Genomic DNA, 24,074 nt, shown 5'->3' with positions numbered 1-24,074 from the left:
GTAACGATCCAAGGAGACTGAATTGGCGCTGCCCCCTCCCCAACAAAACGCCTGGGCGGTCGTGACCGGCGCGTCGTCCGGCATCGGCTCGGATCTCGCGCGCGAGCTCGCAAGCCGCGGACACTCACTGATTCTCGTCGCCCGGCGCAAGGACCGGCTCGACACGCTGGCGCTCGCGCTCAAGCACCGGTACGGCGTGCAGGTCGAGGTGCGGCCGTGCGACCTCTCCGACCGCGCCGCGCGCGCGGCGCTGCGCGACGAGCTCGCCGCACTGAACGTCTCCGTGCTCTGCAACAACGCGGGCTTCGCGACGTTCGGCTCGTTCGCCACGCTTCCCGCCGAACGGGAACGCGAGGAACTGGAGCTCGACGTCGTCGCGGTCCACGAGCTGACGCACGCCGTCGTCCCCGGCATGTGCGCGCGCGGCGAAGGCGCGATCCTCATCACCGGTTCGACGGCCGGATTCCAGCCGATGCCGACAGGCGCGACGTATTCGGCGAGCAAGGCGTTCGCCAATACGTTCTCCGAGGCGCTGCACAGCGAGCTCAAGCATCGCGGGATCACGTGCACGCTGCTCGCGCCCGGCCCCGTGCTCAGCGAATTCTCGCAAGTCGCCAAAGTCGGCCACATCGACCGCGCGGTTCCGGGCGTGTGGCTGTCGTCGGAGCGCGTCGCGCGAGACGCGGTGAAGGGCATGGAGCGCGGCAAGCGGCTCGTGGTCCCGGGCCTGATCGCGACGATCGCCGCTTGCAGCGGCCGCCATACGCCGCGCGCGATCCTGCTCCCGATCATTCATCGCGTGCTCGGAGGAGTCAGCCGTGCTGCGTAGCCTCTACAAGCGATGCGCGCCGCCGTCCGTTCACGACCTCGCGCGCCCCGGCGAGACGATCTACCGGAACGCCCACTATCTCGCGGCGACGGTCTCCGTCGATCCGTACAAGATGCAGCCTTGGCTGCCGCGCGGCGTCAAGCTCGCGCAGCCCGAGCGCGCGGACCTGTTCTGCGCGTACTTCCCGGACAACAGCTTCAAGTCGGTCTACCGGGAAGTCGGGCTCTTCGTTCACATCCAGGTCGGCAAGCAAGTCGGCATCCATTGCCCGTGGATGATCGTCGACGACGACGTCGCGCTGATCCTCGGCCGCGAAGTCTGCGGCTATCCGAAGAAGATCGGGCAAATCGAGTGGCGGCATGACGGCGACGAAATCGTCGCGAGCGGCGCGCGTCAAGGCGCGACGCTCGTCGAGATGCGCGCGTCGCTCGGCGACGTCATGCCCTTTCCGCCGCCGATTCTCGGCCGGCCGCATCGCAACGCGGTCGGGCTGATCGGCCTGTCGCTGCCTCGGCTCGTCGCGTTCACGCCGAAGGAAACCAACGTCGAGACCCGCGTCGCGCAGCTCGAGCTGAAGCTCGGCGGCACCGAGCGCGACCCGATCCACGCGATGGGCATCGGCGACGTGATCGAAGCCCGCCTGCACCGGATCGACATCGTCGGCAGCTACCTGCCGCCGATTCCGGTCCGTCCGTTGAATCCGCTTTTTCTGCTTCGCGGCATCCGTCCGAGGATACTTTGATGAACCGATCATTACCGACCGTCGTACGCATCGGCGACCAACCGTCGATTCTCGCGCAATCGCTGACGCTTCCGTGCGGCGCGGTGATTTCGAACCGCATCGCCAAGGCGGCGATGAGCGAGCAGCTCGCCGACCGCTTCGGCGTGCCGACGCCCGAACTGATCCGTCTGTTCGCGACCTGGAGCCGCGGCGGCGCCGGCCTGCTGATCACCGGCAACGCGATGATCGACCGCCGCGCGCTCGTCGAGCCGCGCAACGTCATTCTCGAAAGCGCCGCGGATCTCGCCGCGTTCAAGGCGTGGACGGGCGCCGTGCACGCGCATCCCGGCACGCAGCTCTGGATGCAGATCAATCATCCCGGACGGGTCGCGGTCGCGCCGCTCAGCCGCCAGCCGGTCGGCCCGTCGGCGTTGCGCCCGGCCGTGCCCGGCTTCAATCTGCGCAAGCCTCGCGCGCTGGGCGCGGCCGAGATCGGGCTGCTGGTCACGCGCTTCGCGCGAACGGCCGAGCTCGCGGCCGAAGCGGGCTTCGACGGCGTGCAGATCCACGCGGCGCACGGCTATCTCCTGTCGCAGTTCCTGTCTCCCGTCGCCAACAAGCGGACCGACGAATACGGCGGAACGCCCGCCAATCGGCGCCGGTTCCTGCAGGAAGTCGTGCGCGCGACGCGCCGCGCGGTCGGCAGCGGCGTCCCCGTGGGCGTCAAGCTGAACTCGACGGATTTCGAGCGCGGCGGGCTGAGCGAAGCAGAATCGCTCGACGTCGCGCTGATGCTGCAGGACGAAGGGATCGACTTGCTCGAGATCTCCGGCGGCAACTACGAAGCGCCGGCGATGACCGGCGTGATCCGCAACGATGACCGGTCCCGCGAGGCGTATTTTCTGAGTTACGCAGAATCGCTGCGCGCGAAGACCCGCTTGCCGCTGATGCTGACGGGCGGGCTGCGCACCGAAGCGTTCATGCGCAAGGTGCTGACCGACGGCGCCGTCGACATGCTCGGCCTCGCGCGCCCGCTCGCGCTCGCACCGGACCTGCCCGCGCGGCTGCTGCGCGGCGAGGACGTCGGCGCGCTGCCCGCCGCGCCGAAGGTCGGCTATGCGCCGCTCGACTCCTACCTTCAGCTCGCGTGGCACGCGGCGCAGTTCAGGCGGATCGGCTCCGGCCTCGCGCCGCGGCCGTTCGGCGGCGCGTTCAAGACGCTCGCGGACGTGAGCGTCCGGATGCCGCTCAGAATCCTCACGCAAGCATGACGGCCGCGCGCATGTCCGACGTCACGACGCATCCCCTCTTGCCGCGCAAGGTCCGCTTCGACTGGAGCGCGACCCGCGCGCACTGGATTCCCGGCGATCCGTTCAGCACGCATTTCGTCAATGTGATCCACCTGCTGTCGCCCGCGTTCGAGCAATGGTTCTGCCACGTGTTCCGGCAGACGCTGCCCGCGCTCGACGACGCAGCGCTGAAGGCGGCGGTCAAGGGCTTCATCGCACAGGAAGGCACGCATGCGCGCGCGCACGACTCCGCGCTCACGCACATGGAGCTGCAGGGAATCGATGTGCGGCCGTTCACGCGCGCGATCGAATGGCTGTGCGGCCGACTGCTCGCCGACGCGCCGCTCGGCATGCGCTGGCGAACGCCCGCGCTCGAGCGCTTCTGGCTGCGCGTCAGGGTGGCGATCATCGCCGGGCTCGAGCACATCACGTGCGTGCTCGGCAACTGGTCGCTCAACGCCGATTTCGAATCCATCGACGCCGATCCGACGATGGTCGACCTGCTGCGCTGGCACGGCGCGGAAGAAGTCGAACATCGCACGGTCGCGGCGGACGTCCTCGATGCGATGGGCGGCCACTACTTGCTGCGCATCACGACGATGCTGCTGCTCGTCGTCCCCGGATTCTTCGCGCTGTGGTTCGGCGGCACGCGTTTCCTGACGAGGCGGGATCCGCATCTCGTGCCTTCGGCGTGGACGTGGCGCGCGATCTTCCGGAACTTCCGGCGCGCGGGAGAACAAGAGCGCCTGCCGTCGTTCCGCTATCTGATCGGCTCGTTCGCGCGCTATCTCGTGCCTTACCACGACGCCGGCCGGGAAGGCTCGACACGGCAGGCCGTCGCGTACCTGTCGCGCAGCCCGGCGGCCGTGGCCGCGATGCAGGCGGCGAACGCGAGCCGCAGCCGGAATCGAGAACACCACGAAGATGCAAGCCGAATACGATGACGAACGCGCCGATCTCGCCGACCGGATCGAAACGGCGATCGCCAGCCTGAACGCCGAGCTGCGTCAGCACATGCGCAACGCGGCGGCCAAAGCGGGCATCAGCGCGATTCAACTGGAAGCGCTGAACACGATCCGCCGGCATCGCGAGCCGATGAGCGTGAGGGAATTGTCGGAGCGCTTGAGAATCTCGTATGGCAACGCGTACCTGATCACGAACAGCATGACGCATCGCCGCCTGCTGAACCGGATCGGCGGAGGCTCCGGGAAACGCGGCATCACATTCGCCGTCAGCCGTTCCGGGCTCGATCTCGTCGCACGAGCGGCCACGCAGTCGTTCGTGCGCCAGGCCATCCTGCGGCTCGCCGAGCACGACATGCAGCTCGTGCATCGCGGCTTGCAGCACATCGTTCAGGCTTGCGAAGCAAACGAACCGCGACAGCCGGATGTCGACGATGCTCGTTACGAAGGCTATGAAGCGCAGAGCCGATGATTCGCGATCCGAATCGACGGTCACGATTGCGCGGGCGCGTCTTGCTCGCCCGCGCGACGCGCGCCCGGCGGCGGCGCTGCCGTCATGGATGTCGCGACGACGAGGATGCGATCCGGGTCGGATCGGCGACTGTGCCAGATCTCCGACGCGCGGCGCCGTCGCACGCTTGCGATTGCGGCGCTCAGGCGGCGAATCAATCCGTTTCGTCGCGGGTCGCGCCTTGGCTGCGGAACACGCTGGACGCCATGACGGATCATCGCCGCCCCCGGCTACGGCATTGCTCCGGCTTCGGCGCCCGCCTCACCGTCCCGTCTCGCGAACTATGCCGTCCGCGAGACGTCGTTGAATGCGCGGCGTCCCGCGTGTGCCACCGCGTGCCTGAACGTCGACTCGCGTCAAAGACCGCTCAACGGCATGAGAAATGAATGGTCACTTCGCAAAGCCGAGGTCGGCATTGGTTCGATCGATGATGGAAGACATGATGATCTTGCGCTTCCTCGTTTTTCTGCGCCGAACCAATTCCCGCCCGCCGGGCACCAGCTTCGCCACCAGGTTTACCGAAGCATTTTTCAGAAAAGTGGCGGCGATCATGACGATGCCGATCGAATATTTCGGAAATGAAAGCGCATCGGCCAATCTATTTCCAAGAATTATTCTCGCCAGATTGCCGTAGTACGATCTTTTGATTTTCAGCGTCATCATGCCGCTGAAAGTGGATTCGTCCTCGCCGAGAATCTCGGGCAGCGCGCCGAACAAGGCGCCTCCAAGCATCGGCGTGATGTGATCCATCTTATAGGCGTCATGCATCTGGAGCCACACCAAGCGCCACAAATCGGGCTCGTCGGCGGGCAGCAGTTCCGGGTGGACGCCAACGAGGTATCCAATATACCGCCACAAATGAACGATATCCCCTCTTGTCTTGGACGAGAGTATATCGACATGACCGAGCGCCAACGCGCCCAGTGAAGACGCCAAGGAAAACGGAATAATCGTGGCTACGTAGATGCACTGATGAATCGGATTGCCCAGCAAGGTCCGATCCCAGTCTTCCCGTCGGTTCATCGCCCTGCGCATATGCGCATGGACCAGGCGAATGCGGACACAGGCCTTCAAGCCGGCGCCGAAACGGGAAAGCCCTGCCGGAGCCGTGACCTCGTTATACCAGGCGAGCGTTTCGACCGCCCGCTTACCCGCCTTTTTGTGAAGATCCCCGGAGCGGATCAGCACTTCGTTCGCGTCCGGCGCCGCATAGCTCAACGCCAATCCCGCGACGAAAATCGGCAATGCCTCGTCGCCCACCATGGCGATCGAGTCGGTCGCGGAATCCAGCCTCGTATAGTCCAGCCAATACGGAACCCGGTCCACCTCGCGAAAAAATTCGACGAGCTCGGACGGGGGATTGACGACGGTGTCGATCCCATGTTCCAGCGCGTGATTGAACATTTCCCACACTGCTTTTCCGTCGCGATGCATGCACTCGGCGAGCCGGTCCGCGACGGGATCGAACTCATTCTTGAATCTCAGAAAAGACTGGAACTGCGCATCGGTCGATCTGACATTCCCGGGCGCGAACAGACTCATGACCACGTTATACGGAAACTCCAACGCGATCGAAGGGTTCTCCAAAAAAACGACCCTTTCATCATTCGATTGATCTTTTTCCATGCATATGTCTCCCTATCCCTTGATGCTCTTTCCGCCGCGCATTCGACGCATGCCCCATCCGCTCCCATGATCGGGATCTGCATGCCCATGCGGAGCCGAATGGTTCGCCCGACGGCATCGCGATCCACGTGCAATGCCGCACCGTCGATATGGACCACCCGGTGAAAAAATGCTCTTTTACGGTCGGCAATACTTGTTTATCGCCTTCGTGGCACTGCATGTTCCGGCAAACGACGACAAACAACCATGTTGAAAGGGGACAGGTGTTTTAGTTTGCGGGCCAAGCCGGCCCTTCCAAGGGTTTCTCCCGGACGAGCGTCCGGCGCGCCGCCGAATCATCGTTTGCTTTCCCCTCGACGATCGGCATCGCCGCTTCCGTTCGCCGCGGCCCGGCTGCGGAAAGCGCTAGGCGCCATCCCTTGCCAGCGCTTGAACGCTTGCGAAAAGCTCGACAGATCGCTAAAGCCCAATCGCTCCGCAATTTCGCTCAGCGGCAAATCCGTGTCCGTCAACAGTTCCGACGCCATCGCGCCGCGCGCTCCCGCCAACAGCGCCCGAAACGTCGTGCCTTCGTCCTGCAGACGTCGCTTCAACGTGCGCGGGCTCGTGTTCATCAGCCTGGCCATGTCGTCCAGCGTCGACGGCACGATGCCGGGCACGGCGCTCATGTAATGGCGAATCATCGCCGCCGTGCCGACGCGCAGGCGTCGTTCTTCGATGAGCCGCTGACACATCTGCTCGCACATCGACACGGTGATCGGATTGGCCTGCGGCAGCGGCCGACTCAGAAGCGCCTGCTCGAATGCCAGGCTGTTCGAGCGCGCCGAATACGCCGGCGCCACCCCGAGCGCGCGTCGGATTTCCGCCGCCAGCGCGGACTCGAGCGCCCCGCGATCGCCCTTGAGCGAGAAGCGGGTCAAAGCGAACGCGTCGCCGCCGATCTCGTGCAGCAGCACCGCGGCGGCGGCCATGTCGCGCTCCACGACGAAGCGTTTCATCTCGTCCGCCAATTCGGGTTCGCCGAAGGTCAGCACGCCGAGATCGCCGTCGTGGTGATAGGTGATCGCGGTGAACGCGTAGGTGAGCGGCAGGAAACGCAGCGCCAGCGCGAGCGCGTCGCCGGCCGTGGCGCTCGCGATCAGTCCGTATCCCCACAGCCCGTACGCCGAGAAGTGATAGCGCAGCCCGACCTGCAAACCCAGCCCGGCCGGATGCCTGAGCAAGCGCTGCAGATTGCTCGCGACGCGCAGTTCCTGAGCCGCCGTCACTTTCACGTTCGGGTCGTCCAGTTGCGCGACGGACAAGCCGGCGCCGGCGAGCAACTGCGCCTCGGCAAGTGCCCGCTCTGCGCCGAAGTCCACCATCAGGCGCACGCTGGCGGGGCTTCGCGTGAAGTCCCAGACGCTCATACAGGGAAACCCTCGAAGGACCGATTTGGCCCAAATACTAAAGCAAATGTCCCGTCTCATCATTGGCGTTTTCCCGCGACGCATACAACATTCAGCACAACCAAGTCGTCGTCCGAAGCGCGAGGCGCGGCGCCGATGCCGCACGTATCGCGCGGAACCGAAGATGCGGTTCTCCGCGCGGAGAAGACACGATGCGCGGTCGTCACATGCAAGCCGACGCGAAGCGCGACGCCCGTCCCGGGCAACGCTCGAGGCGAGCATATGTCGAGCATGTCGAATCGAATCAACCGATGCATCGAGGAAACGACAGCATGAGCACTACATTCGATTACATCGTCGTCGGCGGCGGCTCGGGAGGCTGCGTCGTCGCGGGCCGCCTGACCGAGAATCCGGACGTCACGGTCTGCGTGCTGGAAGCCGGCGGGCGCGGCGACGGAGCGCTCGTGACCGTTCCGGCCGGCACCGTCGCGATGGTCCCCACCCGGATCAACAACTGGGCGTTCGAGACGGTGCCCCAGGCGGGCCTCGCCGGCCGCAGCGGATATCAGCCCCGCGGCCGGATGCTGGGCGGATCGTCGGCGCTCAACGCGATGGTGTACGTGCGCGGACATCGCCGCGATTACGACGATTGGGCCGCGCGAGGCAACGCCGGCTGGTCGTACGACGACGTGCTGCCGTACTTCCGCCTCAGCGAGCACAACGAACGAATCGACGACGCATGGCACGGCCGGGGCGGCCCGTTGTGGGTCAGCGATCTGCGCACCGGCAATCCGTTCCATGCGCGCTACCTGGAGGCCGCCCGCCAGATCGGCCTGCCCGTGACCGACGATTTCAACGGCGCGGAGCAGGAAGGCGTCGGCCTCTACCAGGTCACCCAGAAGCACGGCGAGCGGTGCAGCGCCGCGCGCGCGTATCTGCTGCCGCATATCGGGCGACGCGATAATCTGCATGTCGAAACACATGCGCACGCGCAGCGCATCCTGTTCGAGGGCACGCGAGCGATCGGCGTGGAGGTGCTGCAAGGCGGCCGGGTTCGCACCTTCTACGCGCGCCGCGAAGTCGTGCTTTCGTGCGGCGCGCTGCAAACGCCGCAACTGCTGTTGCTCTCCGGCGTGGGGCCGATCCAGGAGCTCGACCGCTTCGGCATCCGGCCGCTCCTCCATCTGCCGGGCGTCGGCAAGAACCTTCAGGATCATCCCGACTTCATCTTCGGTTACCGGACCCGCAGCGTCGACACGGTCGGCGTATCGGTGCGCGGCGGCCTGCGCCTGTTGCGCGAAGCCGCGCGGTTTCGCCGAACGCGCCGCGGCATGCTCACGTCGAATTTCGCCGAAGGCGGCGCCTTCCTCAAGACCCGCGCCGATCTGGCCGCACCCGACATCCAGCTCCATTTCGTCGTCGCGCTCGTCGACAATCATGCGCGCAGCCTGCACGGCGGGCACGGCCTGTCGTGCCACGTCTGCCTGCTGCGCCCGCGCAGCCGCGGCGCGGTCACGCTGCGGAGCTGGCATCCGCAGGACGCGCCGCTCATCGATCCCGCGTTCTTCCGGGATCCTCAGGATCTGGAGGACATGATCGCCGGCTTCAAGCTGACGCGCAGGCTGATGCAGGCGCCGGCGCTCGACGCATGGATCACGGCGGACCTGTTCACCGCGCACGTGAAGACCGACGACGACATCCGCGACGTGCTGCGGCAACGCACGGACACGGTTTACCACCCGGCCGGCACCTGCAGGATGGGACAGGACGAGCTTGCGGTGGTCGACCCGCAACTGCGCGTGCGCGGGCTCCAGGGCCTGCGCATCGTCGACGCGTCGATCATGCCGACGCTGATCGGCGGCAACACGAACGCGCCGACGATCATGATCGCCGAGAAGGCGGTCGACCTGATTCGCGGCCGCAGCCGCGTTCGATCGTCGTCGGGTGGAGCATGCGCGACGCACGATTCGAAGCGGCCCGCACAAGAAAAGGAGATCGGTCATGCGATCGTTTGATTTCGACGGCTGGCTGGACGCCGAGAAGCCGTTGGCCGCCGTCATCATCGGCGCGGGCTTCGGCGGCATCGGCATGGCCCGCGCCTTCCGGCAGGCGGGACTGCGCGATTTCGTGATTCTCGAGCGCTCGCACGACGTCGGCGGCGTCTGGCGCGACAACAGCTATCCGGGCGCCGCGTGCGACGTGCCCTCGCATCTGTACTCGTTCTCGTTCGAGCCCAACCCGGACTGGTCGCGCACGTTCGCGCGCCAGGCGGAGATCCATGCGTACCTGCAGCACTGCGCGCGCAAGTACGATCTGATGCGCCATGTCCGGCTCGGCGCCGAAGTCGCGAGCGCGGAGTACGACGAACGCCGATCGCTGTGGCGCGTCGCGCTGACGGATGGAACGATCGTCGCGACGACGCTGCTCGTCACCGCCACGGGACAATTGAGTCGCCCCATTCTCCCCAAACTGCCCGGCATCGAAACGTTCAAGGGGCACGCGTTCCATTCCGCGCACTGGGATCACGGCTATGCGCTGTCCGGGAAACGCGTGGCCGTGGTGGGCACCGGCGCGTCGGCGATCCAGTTCGTGCCCGCGATCGCGGACGACGTCGATCGGCTCACGATCTTCCAGCGCTCGCCCGCCTACATCCTGCCGCGTCCCGACAGCGCGTACCGCGCTTGGCAAAAGGCGCTGTTCCGCCGGATGCCGTGGACGATGAAGCTCCACCGCGCAGGCATCTACCTGAAATACGAAACGCGCGCGCTGGCCTTCACCCGCTTCAAGGGGCTGATGCGGCTCTCCGCCGGGCGGCCGTTCGTCCGGCTGCTGTCGAGGCAAGTGCCCGACGCCGCGCTGCGCGCGAAGCTGACGCCGGACTATCCGATCGGCTGCAAGCGCATTCTGCTGTCGAACGACTACCTCGCCGCGATGAACAAGCCCAACGTCGAGCTCGTGACGGCCGGCATTCGCCGCGTGACGCCCGACGGCATCGAGACGGACGACGGCCTGCATCATCCGGTCGACGCGATCGTATTCGGAACGGGCTTCGCCGCGACCGAGTTTCTCGCGCCGATGCGCATCGTCGGGCGCGCCGGCGTGACGCTGAACGACGCATGGCGGCGCGGCGCGCAAGCCTACCTCGGCGTCGCCGTGCCGGACTTTCCGAATTTCTTCATGCTGTACGGCCCGAACACGAACCTCGGCCACAACTCGATCGTGTACATGCTGGAGAGCCAGATCGCGCACGTCATCCGTTGCTACGAGGCGATGCGGGCGGCAAACGCGACGGCGATCGACGTCGACGAGCGCCGCTACCGCCGGTTCAACGCACACGTGCAGAAGCGCCTGGGCGATTCGGTGTGGAGCGGCTGCACGAGCTGGTACGTGGACGCGAGCGGGCACAACAGCACCAACTGGCACGGCTTCACGCTGTCGTACCGCTGGCTCACGCGCTTCTCGAGCCTGGGCGCGTATCGCATGACGCGCGCGCTGCCGGGCCCAGCCGGCTCGGCGGGCGGCGTCGCCGTCGCGGAGCCCGACGACCGGCTCGAAGCGATCAGCGCGCGCTTCCTGCGCGGCTTGCTGCGGACCACGTTCCGCGCCGTCGTCGGGCCGCCGTTCGGCGTCCGTGTCCAACGGCGCGCGGTCGCCGCGCTCGCGCCGCTGATGCCGGGCGTCGGCGGCGTCATCCGCTATCGGGATACGGCGAGAGACGCGGTGCCCGTCGAAGTGATCGCGCCGAAACAGGGCGAAGCCGGCGGCGCGATCCTGTATCTGCACGGCGGGGCCTTCTGTCTCGGCGAGCCGCGCACGCATCGCAGCATCACGACGCGCCTCGCGATCGAATCGGGCATGCCGGTGTGGACGCCGGACTACCGGCTCGCGCCGGAGCATCCGTGTCCCGCGGCGTTGCAGGATGCGTTGTCGTGCTATGCGACGCTGCGCGATCAGGGCTACGCCGCCGACCAGATCGTCGTCGCGGGCGATTCGGCGGGCGGCTCGCTCGCGATCGCGCTCGCGATCACCCTCCGGGACCGCGGCGACAGCCTGCCGGCGGCGCTCCTCCTGATTTCGCCCGTCACCGATCCCGGCCTCGGCGGCGAAACCCTGACGTCGATGCAGGAAGACGATCCGATGATTCGTCGCGACTGGCTCGAGCAAGGGCTGCGCTGGTATCGGGCGCCCGCCGGCGTCGACGCGCATTGGCCGCTCGACGCCGACTTGCGCGGTCTTCCGCCGATGCTCGTCCAGGTCGGCGATCAGGAGGTGCTTCTGTCGGATGCGTTGCGGCTCGCCGACCGCGCGGCGGCGTGCGGGACGCCATGCCGTCTCGAAGTCCATGCGAAGCGGTGGCACGTCTTTCATCTTCAGTCTCGGTATCTGCGCTCCGCGTCGACGGCCATTCGCACGCTCGCCGACTTTGCCCGGCGCCGTACCGCCGAATCGAGCGCCGAGTCCGCCGCATGAACGCCCCGCATTCGAGATCGAACCCGCATGCGAGATACAAGCAGATCGCGCGCGGCCCGTGCGCGACGCCCGGCGCCGCGCCCGTCCGCGTGAAGACCCACTCCGCCGCGCCGCGCGCCCGATGAGCCGCGGACGCCACGGAGCATCCTCCTACCACCCGCAACAGAGGAATCACGATGGCAACGCAACGCATAGAAATCAACGAAGAATTCGACGCCCCCGTCCAACGTGTGTTTCGCTTCTTCAGCGAGCACGAGAAGCTCAAATCGATCTTCGCGCCCGCGAAAATCCGCCGCATCCGCGACGGCGATCCGGAACGCAACGGCGTCGGCTCCGCCCGCCAAATGCGGGTGCCCGGCGCGCCGCCCTTCGTCGAGACCGTCACCGCCTATCGGGAAAACCAGTTGATCGAGTACCGGATCACCGAAGGCAGCCCGTTGCGGGACCACCTCGGCGTGATGAAGTTTCTCGCGGTCGACGGCGATCGCACGCGGTTTCATTACGTCATCACGTTCGACGGCAAGGTGCCGCTCGTCGCGTCGATCATCCGGCATTTTCTGGAAGGCGGCATTCGCCGCGGCGTGCGCAAGCTCCGGCTGTCGAATCCGTGGTGAGCGCGTCGTCGTGATCCGCACGGATGCCGAGCGCGGGCAGCGGCAACACGAGTATTCCCGACGCCCTCGTCACGCCATGCCCGGCTTCGTTTCAACGCGGCCGATGCGGCGCCCCTGCGCGACGACGACGCCGGCCTGCTGATCGCCGCCGCGCACGGGCACGACGCGACATGGATCGCGCTGCCGGCCAAACGGCTGCACGACGACTTCTTTCGTCTCGACACCTGCGTCGCCGGACATTTCGTGCAGAAGCTGATCAACTACGGCGTCAAGCGCGCCGTCATCGGCAACATCGACGCGCCGCTCGCGCGTAGCCGCGCGTTGCGCGATCTCGTGCGCGAGACGAATCGCGGCGACGCGTTCTGGTTCGTTGCGGACTTCGATGCGCTCGCGCAGCGGCTGTGCGCGCGCGGCCGCATCGCGCGTGCGCGGCGCGTCGACATACGCTGAATCGACGCGTCGCTCGTTCGTCGAATCGCCGATAAGCCGAATCACCCGCTCACCGAATCACCACGCCGCGACCCGCAGCGCGACGCTTCCCCCGCGCCGCCGACGCACGCGACGCAACCTCCGCACGTCGCTCGACACATCGCCACCATTCTCCACAATCGGCGCCACCACATTTTCCCGCGCCGGATGTACCATTCCGCCCCGTACGCGCCGCATTCCGAGACCTGACCGAGCGACGCACGCGAAGGCAATTCGTAAGCCTGATCATCGAAAAACCCGGGACGCTCAAATGGGAGACGTGAAAAAAAACGGCCGGCCGCCCCCGTTACCGCCTCGACTCAATCGGATCTGGTATGGCGCCGACGGCCTGCGCGCCGGCTGGGCCGTGCTGCTGTTTGCCGCGATCGTCGCGGCGATCCTGCTCGTGCTCGGCTACGCGGCGCGCCTCGTGCACCATCCGTTCCGTCCGCACAGCGACCTGAGCGCGGCCGGACAGATTCCGTTCGAGCTCGCGCTGTGCGCGGCCTCGCTGATCGCGACGCGCGTGATGAGCCGCATCGACCGCCGCTCGTGGCTCGATTACGGACTGCGCACGCCGCGCAGCGTGTCGCATTTCATCGGGGGCGCGTTCTGCAGCCTCGCCGCGGTGTCGGCGATCATGGGCCTGCTCGTGCTGACGGGCGGCGCGACGATCGAATACTCGGGCGCGAACCGGGCGGCCGCGCTCGAATCGGCCGTCGTGTGGGCGGCCGCGTTCCTGCTCGTCGCACTCGCCGAAGAAGTCGCGTTTCGCGGCTATGCGTTCTTCAAGCTCGCGCAACGCACGCATCCCGTCGTCGCGGCGGCGCTCACGTCGCTCGCGTTCGGCATCTCGCACGTATCGAACCGCAACGAGAACATCGCGGGCATCGTGCCCGTCGTGATCTACGGGCTCGTCGCGTGCGTCGCGATCTGGCGCACCGGCTCGCTGTGGTGGGTGCTCGGCGAGCATTCGATGTGGGACTGGAGCGAGTCGTTCCTGTTCGGCGCGGCCGACAGCGGGCTCACCGCGCGCGACACGCTGTTCAGGAGCCACGCGATCGGCCCCGTGTGGCTGAGCGGCGGCACGGTCGGCCCCGAGGCGAGCGTGCTCGTGTTTCCGGCGCTCGCGGCGCTCGCGTATGTCGCGTGGCGCCTGCCGTCGCGCGCGGCGTCGAGCGGCGCTGCCCTCGCGCACGGGCGTCGACAGATGATCTGAGCCGGCCCGGCGATCGATCCGGGATCGGCTCGCGCGCGGCTGGTGCGTGTGAGGTGCGCTTCGGTTTCGCCTCGGTTTCGCTTCGGCTGCGCTTCGAACGTCACGCGCGCGCCGCTCGGGCGCGCCGCGCGATCACCTCGCCGTCGATTCCCGCGCAACCGGCTGCGCGACGCCCGCATCGCCGCTCATGCCCGGCAGCTTCGTCTGCCCGACGCGCTGCGCGCGGTAGATGCCCGCGTGCCCGGAGAACAGATACGCGACGACGCATGCGAGCGCCGCATACACGCCGATCGGCGCGCCGAACAACTCGATCGCCATGATCGTCGACGCGATCGGCGTGTTCGCCGCGCCCGCGAACACCGCGACGAAGCCGAGCCCCGCGAGCACGGGCACCGGCAGCGCGAGGAGATGCGACAGCGCGTTGCCGAGCGTCGCGCCGATGTAGAAGAGCGGCGTCACTTCGCCGCCCTTGAAGCCCGACGCGAGCGTGACGACCGTGAACGCGAACTTGCCCGCGAAATCGTAGACAGGCAGCGGCCCGCGAAACGCGGCTTCGATTGTCGGAATGCCGAGGCCGAGATATTGCGGCGTCTGCAGGAGCGTCGCCGCGAGCGCGACGAGCGCGCCGCCCGCGACGGGACGCAGCGGCGGATACGCGATCCATCGCTTCGCGAGCGCGCCGAGCGCATGCGTCGCGGCGGCGAACAGCCGGCCGACGACGCCGAACGCGATGCCCGCCGCCACCGCCGACGCGACGCCCGCCGCGCTCAGCGCGGGCACGAACGGCACCGCATAGACGGTGTGATGGATGCCCCACAGCCGGCACACCGCGTCCGCGACGATCGACGCCGCGACGCACGCGAGCAGCGCGTCGTAGCGCAGCCGTCCGATCGCGAGCACTTCGAGGCCGAACACCGCGCCCGCGAGCGGCGTGCCGAACACCGACGCGAAGCCGGCGGCGATCCCGCTCATCAACATGATCCGGCGGTCGTCGCGATCGAGCCTGAAGCGCTGCGTGACGCGATCGGCGAGCGCGCCGCCCATCTGCACCGCGGTGCCTTCGCGGCCCGCGGAGCCGCCGAACAGATGCGTGACGACGGTCGCGGCGAGCACGAGCGGCGCCATCCGTTTCGGCACGATCCGCTGCGGATCGTGGATCTCGTCGATCAGCAGGTTGTTGCCGCGCTCGACGGACTGGCCGACGCGATGATAGATCCAGCCGGTCGCAAAACCCGCGACGGGCAGCAGCCACAGCAGCCGCGGATGCGCGACGCGCGTGCCGGTCGCGAGATCGAGCGCCCGGAGAAAGAGCGCGGACGCCGAGCCGGCGAGCGTGCCCACCACCGCCGACAGCGCGAGCCAGCGGCACAGATGCGCGAGCATCACGACAGGCTCGAGGGTTTGCAGACGTTTCATGAATTTCCAGATTCGACAGGACATCAAACCCGGGCGGCAGGACGCCGCGTATTACGGATGGCCTACGACCTCCTGCACCCAGGAACGCGTAGGCATCATCAGCCGGCTCGCCGGCGGTTGTACGGAGGCATGCCATCTCCGGTCGCCGCGGATTGTACGCGATGCCGGAGCGCAGCGGCAACCGTCGCGGCGGGTGCGGGCGCGCCGTCGCCGCATGCACGGCCGATCGACGGGCCGCGCGCCGCATCGTCCGTCACGCGCCGAACCGCTCCGCCAGCTCGACGAAATCCGCCGCGACGACGTCCCAATCCTGCTCCGCGCGCAAGTCGGTCGTCTGCGCGGGGCCGTGCTCGCGCGGACGCGCGACGAACGCGGTCCGATAGCCGCAACCCCGAGCGGCCGCGAGATCGCCGTTGTGCGCGGCGACGAGGCACACCTGCTCGGGCCGCAGCGCGAGGATGTCGGCCGTGCGCAGATACGCTTCGGGCGTCGGCTTGTACGCCTGCGCGACTTCGGCGCCGAGGATCGCGTCCCACGGCAGTCCCGCGCGCTTCGCCATGTCGATCATCAGGATCACGTTGCCGTTCGACAGCGGCGCGATGATGTAATGCGCCTTCAGCCGCGCGAGCCCCGCGACCGAATCGGGCCACGGATCGAGCCGGTGCCATGCGAGATTCAGTTCGTGCAGATCGGCTTCGGACACGCTTGCGGGATCGATGCCGAACGCCGGCAGGATCGCTTCGAGATTCTCCCGATGCAGCGCGTCGAGCCGCGTGAACGGCCGGCGGCCGCTCCGCACGGCCTCCATCGCGGGCGAATAGCGCTTGCGCCACGCATCCGCGAACGCGGCCGGGTCGGCACCCGCGCGGCCGTACTTCGCCAGAAAAGGCCCCGCGTCGCGAATGACGCCGGAGCGCCAATCGACCACGGTGCCGAACACGTCGAAAACCAATGCCTTCACGCCAAGCGCTTGCATGATGCTCTCCTGAGTCGTGGGATGACGTTTCAGGATGCAGCGGCCCCGCTCGGGCGAGTCGAGCCGTGTTCGTCGGCCATGCGCACGCAGTCGGCAACGTAGCGCGGCGAACGGACCGCCGGCCGACGACGCAGGCGGGATCGTCGAACGCAGGACCGCCCCGTACGGCCGCCGAACGCGGACCGCCGCTCCTGCACGTCTGGAAGATCGCACATCTGCCGCCCGACATTATCGGGGATCGCGTGCGCGCTTTCGCTCGGGCGGAATCGAGGCCGCAGTCGAAATCGAGACCGGCTCCGGCTCCGACTCCGAAGCCGAAATCGAAGCTGAATCCCAATCCGATATCGAAGCCGAAACCAACGACGAAACGGAAGCCGACGCCGATATCGAAGCAGAACCCGAACGCGCTCAGCGCCAGCGATGCTTGTTGCGCTGGACGAGCGAGATGAGCTGATCCGCGATCCGGTCGAGCGGCAGCACCGCGCTCGCCGCGCCGATCGCGGCGGCCGCCTTCGGCATCCCGTACACGGCGCTCGTCGCCTCGTCCTGCGCGATCGTGTAGTGCCCCTTCGCGCGCATCGCCTTCAGGCCCAGCGCGCCGTCGCGCCCCATGCCCGTCAGCAGCACGCCGACCGCTTCGCCCTTCCAGTGATCGACGATGCTGTGAAAGAACACGTCGACCGACGGCCGGTAGGGCGTCTCTTCGGGGCGCCGCGTATAGCCGAGCAGCCCGCGCGGCGTCAGATGCAGGTGATCGTTCGTCGCCGCGAGCAGCACCTCGCCTATTTGCGGCGCGCTGCCCTGCCGCGCGATGCGCACCGGCAATGACGTATAGCCGTCGAGCCACTGCGCCATCCCGATCGCGAACGCCTGGTCGACGTGCTGGACGATCACGATCGCCGCCGGGAAATCCTCAGGCAGCCGCCGCAGCAGCGCGGTCAACGCGGTCGGCCCGCCCGCCGACGCGCCGATCGCGACGAGCGGCGGCAGCACGCCCTGCGGCGCGGGCGCCGCGACGGGCGCGGAAGAAGGCGTGCGCGTCGCGAGCAGCCGGCCGATCTGGTCGATCTTCGCGAGGAGCGGCTGCGACGGATCGGCGCTGCCGCCCTGCTCGAGCGTCGGCGTATCGACCGCGTCGAGCGCGCCCGCGCCCATCGCCTCGTACACGTACGACGCGTTCGCGCCGACGTTCGCGGTGACGACGAGAATCGCGCACGGCGAGCGCTCCATGATGCTGCGCGTCGCCGTCACGCCGTCGATCCGCGGCATCACGAGGTCCATCAGGACAAGGTCCGGCGGCTGCGCGACGCAAAAGTCGACGGCCTGCTCGCCGTCCGTCGCGACCCACAGCACGCGGTGCTCGGGCCGCAGCGCGATCGTGCGGCGCAGCGCCTCGACGGCGAGCGGCAAGTCGTTGACGATGCCGATGTTCATGGCTTTACGCGCCCCCAATCAGGTCGTGCACGGCGTCGAGCAACGCCTCGTCATGGAAGCCGCCCTTCGCCAGGTAATAATCGGCGCCCGCTTCGAGCCCGCGCCGCCGGTCCTCGTCGCGATCCTTGTACGACACGATCATGACGGGCACCGACTTCAAGAGCGGATCGCCCTTGATCAGCGTGACGAGCTCGATGCCGTCCATCCGCGGCATGTCGATGTCGGTGACGACGAGATCGAAGCTGTCGCCGCGGATCGCGTTCCAGCCGTCCATCCCGTCGATCGCGATCGTCACGTCGTAGCCGCGCTTCTCGAGCAATTTCCGCTCCAGCTCGCGCACGGTCAGCGAATCGTCGACGACGAGCACGCGCTTCTTCCGCTGCACGAGCGTATCCTGATCGCCGCGCCGCACCTTCGCGAGCTGGCCGCCGCGAATCAGCTTGTCGATCGAGCGGATCAGATCCTCGACGTCGACGATCAGCACCGGATCGCCATTTTCCAGCAAAGCGCCCGCTGCAATGTTCTGAATTTTGTTGAGGCGTCCGTCTAACGGCTGCACGACGAGCATGCGCTCGCCGAGAAAGCGGTCGACCGCGACGCCGTACGTCTCCGGCTCGCCACCGACGACGACGACGGCCGTCTTCAGCCGGCTCTCGTCGAGCTCGCCCGCGTCGAGCAACTGGTGCGCGGTGACGAGGCCGACGCGGCGGTCGTCGAGCGGGAAATGCTGCTGGCCTTCGAGCACGTCGATGTCCGCGCGGTCGAGCTCGAGCGTGCGGCGCACCTGCACGAGCGGAAACGCGTACGGCTCGCCGCCGACGTCGACGATCAGGCTGCGGATCACCGACAGCGTGAGCGGCAGCTGCAGCACGAAGCGCATCCCGAGGCCCGGCTCGTTGAAGATCCGCACCGCGCCGCGCACCGACTTCACCATCTCCTGCACCGCGTCGAGACCGACGCCGCGGCCGGACACGTCGGTCACCTGCTCTCGCATCGAGAAGCCGGGCAGCAGCAGGAATTCGAGCAGCTCCTGGTCGGACAGGCGCGCCGCCGTGTCCTCGTCGGTCAGGTCGTGGCGAACGATCGCCGCGCGCACCGCGGCGAGATCGGCGCCGGGGCCGTCGTCGCTCACGCTGACGAGGAGCGACCCGGCGCTGTGCCGCGCTTCGAGCGTGATGGTCGCCTCCGCCGGCTTGCCCCGCGCGACGCGCACGTCGGGCGGCTCGACGCCGTGATCGATCGCGTTGCGCAGCAGATGGCCGAGCGGCGCGTCGAGCATGTCGAGGATGTCGCGGTCGACCTGCGTCGCTTCGCCGGCGATCGAGAAGCGCACACGTTTGCCGAGCGAGCGTGCGAGATCGCGCACGACGCGCGGATACGCACGCGTCGCGTCGCCGAACGGACGCATCCGGCATTGCAGCGCTTCGTCGTAGAGCTGCTCGGCGATGTGCGAGTTGCGGCGCTCGAAGCGGTCGAGCTCGTCGAGCCGCGTCGCGAACGTGCGCTGCAAGTCGGTGAACATCTGCCGCACGTCGTTGAGCGCGCCGCGCACGCGCGGATCGGCATCGTCGGCGAGCGCTTCGACGAGCGTGTCGAGCGAGCGGGACGCGTCGCGCTGCGCGCGCTTCACGCGCAGCATCGACTCGGCGAACGGCTTCAGCCAGCGCGATTCGACGAGCGATTCGCCGGACAGGCTCAACAAGCGGTTCAGCGTTTCGGCGCGCACGCGGCGCATCTGGCTCGACGCGCGCTCGGCGTCGGGCGAACGGGCGGTCTGGTGCGGCGCGTCCTGCGCCGTCGCCGGCGTGTCGCGCGTCATCGCCGGCGCGTCGCGCGTCGGGTCGGGCGCATGGGCATTCGGTACGAGCTCGGTGTGAAGCTGCATCGAGTTCGATGCGGGCGATGCGCCGCGAAGCGCAGGCGCCGGCGCATGTTGCGGTGTTTGCGTAGCGCGGGGGCTGTCGGTCATCGCGCGCGAATCGGCCGCGCCGCGCGGGATGCCGCCTGTTGCATCGCTCACTTCGTTCGCGCCCGTCGCACCGACCGCGCCGACCGCGCCGCGCATGCCGGCCGCTTCGTTTGCGGCGATCGCGTCGCCGGCATCATTCGTTCTGTCCGCACCGATCGGGGCGCCCGCGTCGGCAGTTCCGCCGACGCCTGCGCCATCGGCCGCATGGCCCGCGCCGCGCGCACCGACGACACGGCCTGCATCGACTGTTCCGCCCGCACCGAGCGCACCGCGTGCGTCGAGTGCTTCGCTTGCGCCCGCGGCGGCGCGCACATCGGCCTCTCCGCTCGCGCCGATTACGCCGCCCACGCCGCTCGCGCGCATCGCATCGTCCTTCTCGCCCGAACCGGCGACGCGCTTTCCGCCGGTCTTCCCGCTCGCGCGCGCCGCCGCGCCCGCTTCGCTCGCGCCGCCCGCCTCGCGTGCCCCCGCATCCGCCGCATCGAGCGCCGCCGCGAACGCGTCGATCTCGCCCTGCGTGACGGGCGCCGCCGTCCGCGGATCGCCGACCCGCACGAGCAAGTCGACGCCCGTCAGCATCGCATCGACATGACACGGCGTCAGCGGCTGCCGGCCATGCTGCGCGGCGACGAAGCAATCCTCCATCCGCCCCGCGATGTCGACGCCCTGCGGCACGCCGACGATCCGCGCCGCGCCCTTCAGCGAATGCGCGGCGCGCATGCACGCCTCGAGCGTCGCGGCGTCCTGCGCGCCGCGCTCGAGCGCGAGCAGCCGCTCGGACAGCGCCTGCGTCTGCGTCTGCGTTTCCTCGCGGAACAGCTCGAGCAGCGATGCCCTGCCGAGATCGTCGTCGAGGCTCATCGCAGGCTCCGCGTCAGCGAATCGAACAGGCGGTCCTCGTCGAGCAGGCCGATCGTCTTGCCGCGCCACGCGAACACGCCGCGCGAATGCGCGCCGCCCGTGCGCGCGACGGTCGCGGGAACGGGCATCCATTCGGACGGCGTGAAGCGCAGCACGCCCTCGACTTCATCGACCGGGAACACGACGGGATCGCCGCGATGCGCGACGACGAGCATCCGCGTGAAGCGCGTGCGCGACGCGGCGCGATCGGCCCGCGCATCGAGGCTCAGCAGGTCGGCGAGCGACACCGCGACGCGCAGCATCCCGCGCACGTTGACGATGCCGAGCACCGCGCGATTGCGCCGATGCGGCAGCGCATGGATCGGCCGCGTATCGGCGATCTCGCGCAGCACGCCGATCGGCAGCGCGAGCCATTCGTCGGCGACGCGAAACGCGAGCGCCGAATGGACGGTCTCGGCCGCGCCGTCGCGCGCCGCCGCCGAAGCCGCCGAGGCCGCCGTCGAACGCGGCGCGCGCTCGGCCGCGAGGCGCGCCGCGTCGGCGAGATCCGCATCGGTCAGCGGACGATCGAGAAGCAGCGCCGCGTGCTGCGTGTACACCGGACAGTTCAGGCAGCGGCGACAGGCTTCGAGCCGTTCGCACGAACGGTCGCCGCGCGTGCCGATGCGGTTCCAGCAAGCGTCGATCTCGAATGCGATCCGTGGTCGCTCAACGGCGTCGCGGTCCATGAGTTCCTCTTGGTTCGCCGTCGTCCGTGTCGGTCACGGTCGAGGCCGATTCGTACTGGGCCGCACGCCGGGCCCGTTGCATCAGCCATTGTGCGCCGTCGCGATCGCCCGCGATGTCGAGCAGCGTCGCCAAATGCGTCAGCGCTTCGTAGTGCGACGGCTCGAGATACAGCGCCTTCCGATAACAGTCCGTCGCTTCGTCGCCGCGGCCCTGCGCGTCGGCGATCAGGCCGAGCAGATAGAACGCGTCGGCGCTCGGGCCGGACAGGTCGATCGACGCGCGCACCGCCTGCTGCGCGGCGTCGAACGCGCCTGCGTCGGCGAGGCGGCGGGCGGCGTCGAGCGGCGCTTCGGGCGGCGCGCCGGCGTACGGCTCGGCGCTCGCGCGGGACGCGGCGTCCGTCCCGGCCACGCCGCCGACGATGCGTGACGCGCCGGACGCATGCGGCACGAACGCCGGTTGCGCGACGCCCGTCGCGCCCGCGAGCGGCACGGACGCGGGCCACCCCGTATCGAACGTATGGGCGAGCGATGCGGACGCGCGCGGCGCGGCGGCGGCGGCGTCACGTGCGATCGGCTCGGCGGCGGGCCAGCCGGTATCGGCCGCCGACGTGGAAAGCGAATCGAACGCGCCGCTCGCGCCGCGCGCAAGCGGCGCGGCCGCGGAATGCGCGGCGTCGATCGCCGGGGCGAACGAATCGCCGGGCGTTTGCGCGGTGTCATCGGCCGCGCGCGCGAATGCGCCCGCGGCGGTCCAGCCCGTGTCGAATGCGTTCACGGGCGGCGCGCTCGCGGAACGTCCGGCGTCGCGAGCCGGTGCGAACGATTCGCCGGCGTGCTCCGCAACGCTCGGCGCGCGCGCGAACGCACGGGCCGCGGGCCAGCCGGAGTCGCCCGCACGCGCGAGCGGTTCGGATGCGGGACGCACGGCGTTCGGCGCGGACGCGAACGATTCGGCCGACGGCTCGAACGCGGCCGGCTCACCGTCGATCGCGCGTGCGATCGGCTCGGGCGTCGGCCAGCCGGCATCGACGAACCATTCGTGCGCGATCGCGCGCAGCGTGCCGCCCAGCGTCCGCGTTCGCTCCGCGCCGGCGACGCCAGCGACGCCCGTTGCCGCCACGGCCCCGCCGCGCCTCGCGCCGCCCGCCGCAGGCGCGCCGATGGCCGGCACGCCGGGCCGCTCCGCCGTCTCGGCCGCCGCCTTGTGAAAAGCGAACGCAAGCGGAATCTGCGCCGACGTCAGCCCCTGCCGCATCACGACCCCCGTCTCGGCCGGGCCGACGAACACGATTCCGCGCTCGCCGAGTTGCTCCTCGACGATCCGCACGACGCGATCCTGCGCGTCGCGATCGAAATAGATCAGCACGTTGCGACAGAACACGAAGTCGTACGGTTCGCCGGGGCAGCCGAGCAGATCGAGCAGATTCGCCCGCCGGAACCGCACGCACGCGCGCACCCGCTCGTCGAGCACCCAGCCGTCGGCCGCCGCCTTGAAATGCCGGTCGCGAAACTCGAGCGCGTGGCCGCGAAACGAGTTGCGTCCGTAGCGCGCACGCTCCGCGTGCTCGATCGCGCGGCCGCTGATGTCGAGCGCGTCGATCTCGAAGCGCGCCGGATCGATGCCCGCGTCGAGCAGCGCCATCGCAGCCGAATACGGCTCCTCGCCCGTCGAGCACGGTGCGCTCAGAATCCGCAGCACGCGCGCGGGCTCCGCGAAGAGCCGCTCGGCGCCGAGCCGCGCGAGCGCGCCGAACGCCTCGCGCTCGCGGAAAAACCAGGTCTCCGGCACGACGAACAGCTCGATCAGCGCGCGCCGCTCGTCGGGCGACGCGTTCAGGCGCTGCCAGTAGGCGTCGACCGCTTCATCCGTGATCGGCTGATGGGGACGGCCCGACTGCGCGGCCGCGCCGCCGTCGACGCCCGGCTGGGTCGCGGCGATCCGCTCGGCGAGCGCGCGCGCGACGAAGTCGTTGCCGAGCGACGCCGGATCGATCCCGGTCTCGCGCGACAGCCATGCATGAAAGCGCGGGTCGAACACGTTCACAACCCGCCTCCCGCCGGCGCGCCGGCCGGCGACGCAAGCGGCCCGGCCGGATCGAGCGACGCCGCATAGTCGAACAGCAACGCGCGCACATCGCCGTCGACGATGTGCTGGACCGCGACCCACTGGACGACGCCGTGCGCATCGCTCGCGATCGGTCCGAGCCAGCGCGCGTGCGGCGTCGCGATCCCGCTGCCGCGGAACGCGTCGCGCGGAATCCGCGTCGTCTGCGTCGCGCGTTCGACGATGAGCCCGAGCAAACGCACGCGCGGCTGCGCGAACGCCGGCTCGGCGGCCGCGGGCAGCCGGTAGCGCACGAGCACGAGCCGCGTCGAGCGCAGATGCTGCGCGGGACGGCCGAGCGCGAGCCACGGCACGTCGATCACCGGCACCGGCTCGCCGCGATGCATCAGAATGCCGGCCGCCCACGCGGGCGCGCCGGGAATCGTCTTCGTCGCGGCGAGCGGCAGCACTTCGGCGATCTCCGCCGCTTCGAGCGCATAGCGCTCGCCGTCGAGGTGGAACAGCAGGAACAGCATGTCGGCTCCG

At 68.8% G+C, this 24,074-nt stretch carries 20 protein-coding genes and 1 riboswitch; of the genes, 10 read left to right on the top strand and 10 right to left on the bottom strand.

The features are described 5' to 3' along the window. Positions 1–22: 22 nt before the first annotated feature. Genes BG90_RS22600 through BG90_RS22580 form a run of 5 tightly spaced genes read left to right on the top strand, consistent with a single transcriptional unit; the run spans position 23 to position 4,273 of the window. Positions 23–829: an SDR family NAD(P)-dependent oxidoreductase gene (locus tag BG90_RS22600; protein ID WP_025990568.1), complete on the top strand. Its 807-nt coding sequence runs from the start codon at positions 23–25 to the stop codon at positions 827–829. Then, on the top strand, positions 819–1,571 hold the full coding sequence (locus BG90_RS22595) for an acetoacetate decarboxylase family protein (RefSeq protein WP_010122601.1): 753 nt from the start codon (positions 819–821) through the stop codon (positions 1,569–1,571). The genes BG90_RS22600 and BG90_RS22595 overlap by 11 nt, the downstream gene beginning before the upstream one ends. After that, positions 1,571–2,821: an NADH:flavin oxidoreductase/NADH oxidase family protein gene (locus BG90_RS22590; protein WP_010122600.1), complete on the top strand. Its 1,251-nt coding sequence runs from the start codon at positions 1,571–1,573 to the stop codon at positions 2,819–2,821. Before BG90_RS22595 ends, BG90_RS22590 begins: the two co-directional genes overlap by 1 nt. Positions 2,822–2,832: 11 nt before the next feature. Further along, positions 2,833–3,783, top strand: a complete 951-nt coding sequence (locus BG90_RS22585) for a metal-dependent hydrolase (protein WP_232289007.1) — start codon at positions 2,833–2,835, stop codon at positions 3,781–3,783. Then, on the top strand, positions 3,764–4,273 hold the full coding sequence (locus tag BG90_RS22580; protein ID WP_010122598.1) for a MarR family winged helix-turn-helix transcriptional regulator: 510 nt from the start codon (positions 3,764–3,766) through the stop codon (positions 4,271–4,273). The genes BG90_RS22585 and BG90_RS22580 overlap by 20 nt, the downstream gene beginning before the upstream one ends. A gap of 429 nt (positions 4,274–4,702) precedes the next feature. Here the strand turns inward: BG90_RS22580 and BG90_RS22575 are convergent, their stop codons facing one another. After that, the gene (locus tag BG90_RS22575; protein ID WP_232289006.1) at positions 4,703–5,938 is read right to left on the bottom strand and encodes an oxygenase MpaB family protein; all 1,236 of its coding nucleotides are present in this window, start codon (positions 5,936–5,938) and stop codon (positions 4,703–4,705) included. Positions 5,939–6,273: 335 nt separating this feature from the next. Continuing rightward, positions 6,274–7,347 (bottom strand): AraC family transcriptional regulator, encoded by a 1,074-nt coding sequence (locus BG90_RS22570; RefSeq protein ID WP_025990566.1) that lies wholly within the window; start codon positions 7,345–7,347, stop codon positions 6,274–6,276. 311 nt (positions 7,348–7,658) lie between these two features. Here BG90_RS22570 and BG90_RS22565 point away from each other — a divergent pair, with 311 nt between their 5' ends. From BG90_RS22565 to BG90_RS22555, 3 genes are all read left to right on the top strand, one after another. Continuing rightward, positions 7,659–9,341, top strand: a complete 1,683-nt coding sequence (locus BG90_RS22565; protein ID WP_025990565.1) for a GMC family oxidoreductase — start codon at positions 7,659–7,661, stop codon at positions 9,339–9,341. After that, positions 9,328–11,796: a flavin-containing monooxygenase gene (locus tag BG90_RS22560; protein WP_045568400.1), complete on the top strand. Its 2,469-nt coding sequence runs from the start codon at positions 9,328–9,330 to the stop codon at positions 11,794–11,796. Before BG90_RS22565 ends, BG90_RS22560 begins: the two co-directional genes overlap by 14 nt. Positions 11,797–11,972: 176 nt before the next feature. Next, positions 11,973–12,410 carry an SRPBCC family protein gene (locus BG90_RS22555; protein WP_010120307.1) on the top strand — a complete coding sequence of 146 codons (438 nt, stop codon included), beginning with the start codon at positions 11,973–11,975 and terminating at the stop codon, positions 12,408–12,410. Positions 12,411–12,479: 69 nt separating this feature from the next. Here the strand turns inward: BG90_RS22555 and BG90_RS37470 are convergent, their stop codons facing one another. Next, the gene (locus BG90_RS37470; RefSeq protein WP_010120309.1) at positions 12,480–12,650 is read right to left on the bottom strand and encodes a hypothetical protein; all 171 of its coding nucleotides are present in this window, start codon (positions 12,648–12,650) and stop codon (positions 12,480–12,482) included. Between BG90_RS37470 and BG90_RS22550 the strand changes: the two genes are divergently transcribed. Together BG90_RS22550 and BG90_RS22545 are read left to right on the top strand one after the other, a co-directional pair. After that, positions 12,585–12,860 carry a DUF4180 domain-containing protein gene (locus BG90_RS22550; protein WP_326972868.1) on the top strand — a complete coding sequence of 92 codons (276 nt, stop codon included), beginning with the start codon at positions 12,585–12,587 and terminating at the stop codon, positions 12,858–12,860. The two genes, BG90_RS37470 and BG90_RS22550, sit on opposite strands and share 66 nt — an antisense overlap. Positions 12,861–13,149: 289 nt before the next feature. Next, positions 13,150–14,097: a CPBP family intramembrane glutamic endopeptidase gene (locus BG90_RS22545; RefSeq protein ID WP_010120311.1), complete on the top strand. Its 948-nt coding sequence runs from the start codon at positions 13,150–13,152 to the stop codon at positions 14,095–14,097. Positions 14,098–14,229: 132 nt separating this feature from the next. Here the strand turns inward: BG90_RS22545 and BG90_RS22540 are convergent, their stop codons facing one another. The 7 genes from BG90_RS22540 to BG90_RS22510 form a co-directional block, all read right to left on the bottom strand. Then, positions 14,230–15,513: a voltage-gated chloride channel family protein gene (locus BG90_RS22540; RefSeq protein ID WP_010120312.1), complete on the bottom strand. Its 1,284-nt coding sequence runs from the start codon at positions 15,511–15,513 to the stop codon at positions 14,230–14,232. An 82-nt stretch (positions 15,514–15,595) separates the two neighbouring features. Continuing rightward, positions 15,596–15,662, bottom strand: a riboswitch (Fluoride riboswitch). Positions 15,663–15,766: 104 nt separating this feature from the next. Further along, positions 15,767–16,489 (bottom strand): haloacid dehalogenase type II, encoded by a 723-nt coding sequence (locus BG90_RS22535; protein WP_010120314.1) that lies wholly within the window; start codon positions 16,487–16,489, stop codon positions 15,767–15,769. A 408-nt stretch (positions 16,490–16,897) separates the two neighbouring features. Next, positions 16,898–17,923 carry a chemotaxis response regulator protein-glutamate methylesterase gene (gene cheB, locus BG90_RS22530; protein ID WP_010110299.1) on the bottom strand — a complete coding sequence of 342 codons (1,026 nt, stop codon included), beginning with the start codon at positions 17,921–17,923 and terminating at the stop codon, positions 16,898–16,900. A 4-nt stretch (positions 17,924–17,927) separates the two neighbouring features. Continuing rightward, positions 17,928–20,753, bottom strand: a complete 2,826-nt coding sequence (locus tag BG90_RS22525) for a hybrid sensor histidine kinase/response regulator (RefSeq protein ID WP_010120316.1) — start codon at positions 20,751–20,753, stop codon at positions 17,928–17,930. Further along, entirely contained in the window at positions 20,750–21,481 is a 732-nt protein-coding gene (locus BG90_RS22520; RefSeq protein ID WP_045568399.1) for a chemotaxis protein CheW, read from the bottom strand. The genes BG90_RS22525 and BG90_RS22520 overlap by 4 nt, the downstream gene beginning before the upstream one ends. Beyond that, a complete protein-coding gene (locus BG90_RS22515) occupies positions 21,462–23,528 on the bottom strand; it encodes a CheR family methyltransferase (protein ID WP_010120335.1) in 2,067 nt (688 codons plus the stop codon). Before BG90_RS22515 ends, BG90_RS22520 begins: the two co-directional genes overlap by 20 nt. Next, positions 23,525–24,064 (bottom strand): chemotaxis protein CheW, encoded by a 540-nt coding sequence (locus BG90_RS22510; RefSeq protein WP_010120337.1) that lies wholly within the window; start codon positions 24,062–24,064, stop codon positions 23,525–23,527. Before BG90_RS22510 ends, BG90_RS22515 begins: the two co-directional genes overlap by 4 nt. Positions 24,065–24,074 lie beyond the last annotated feature (10 nt).

The organism is Burkholderia oklahomensis C6786, assembly GCF_000959365.1.
GTDB lineage: Bacteria > Pseudomonadota > Gammaproteobacteria > Burkholderiales > Burkholderiaceae > Burkholderia > Burkholderia oklahomensis.
The sequence above is the reverse complement of the archived record's forward strand: the minus strand, read 5'-3'. Positions and strand labels throughout refer to the sequence as shown.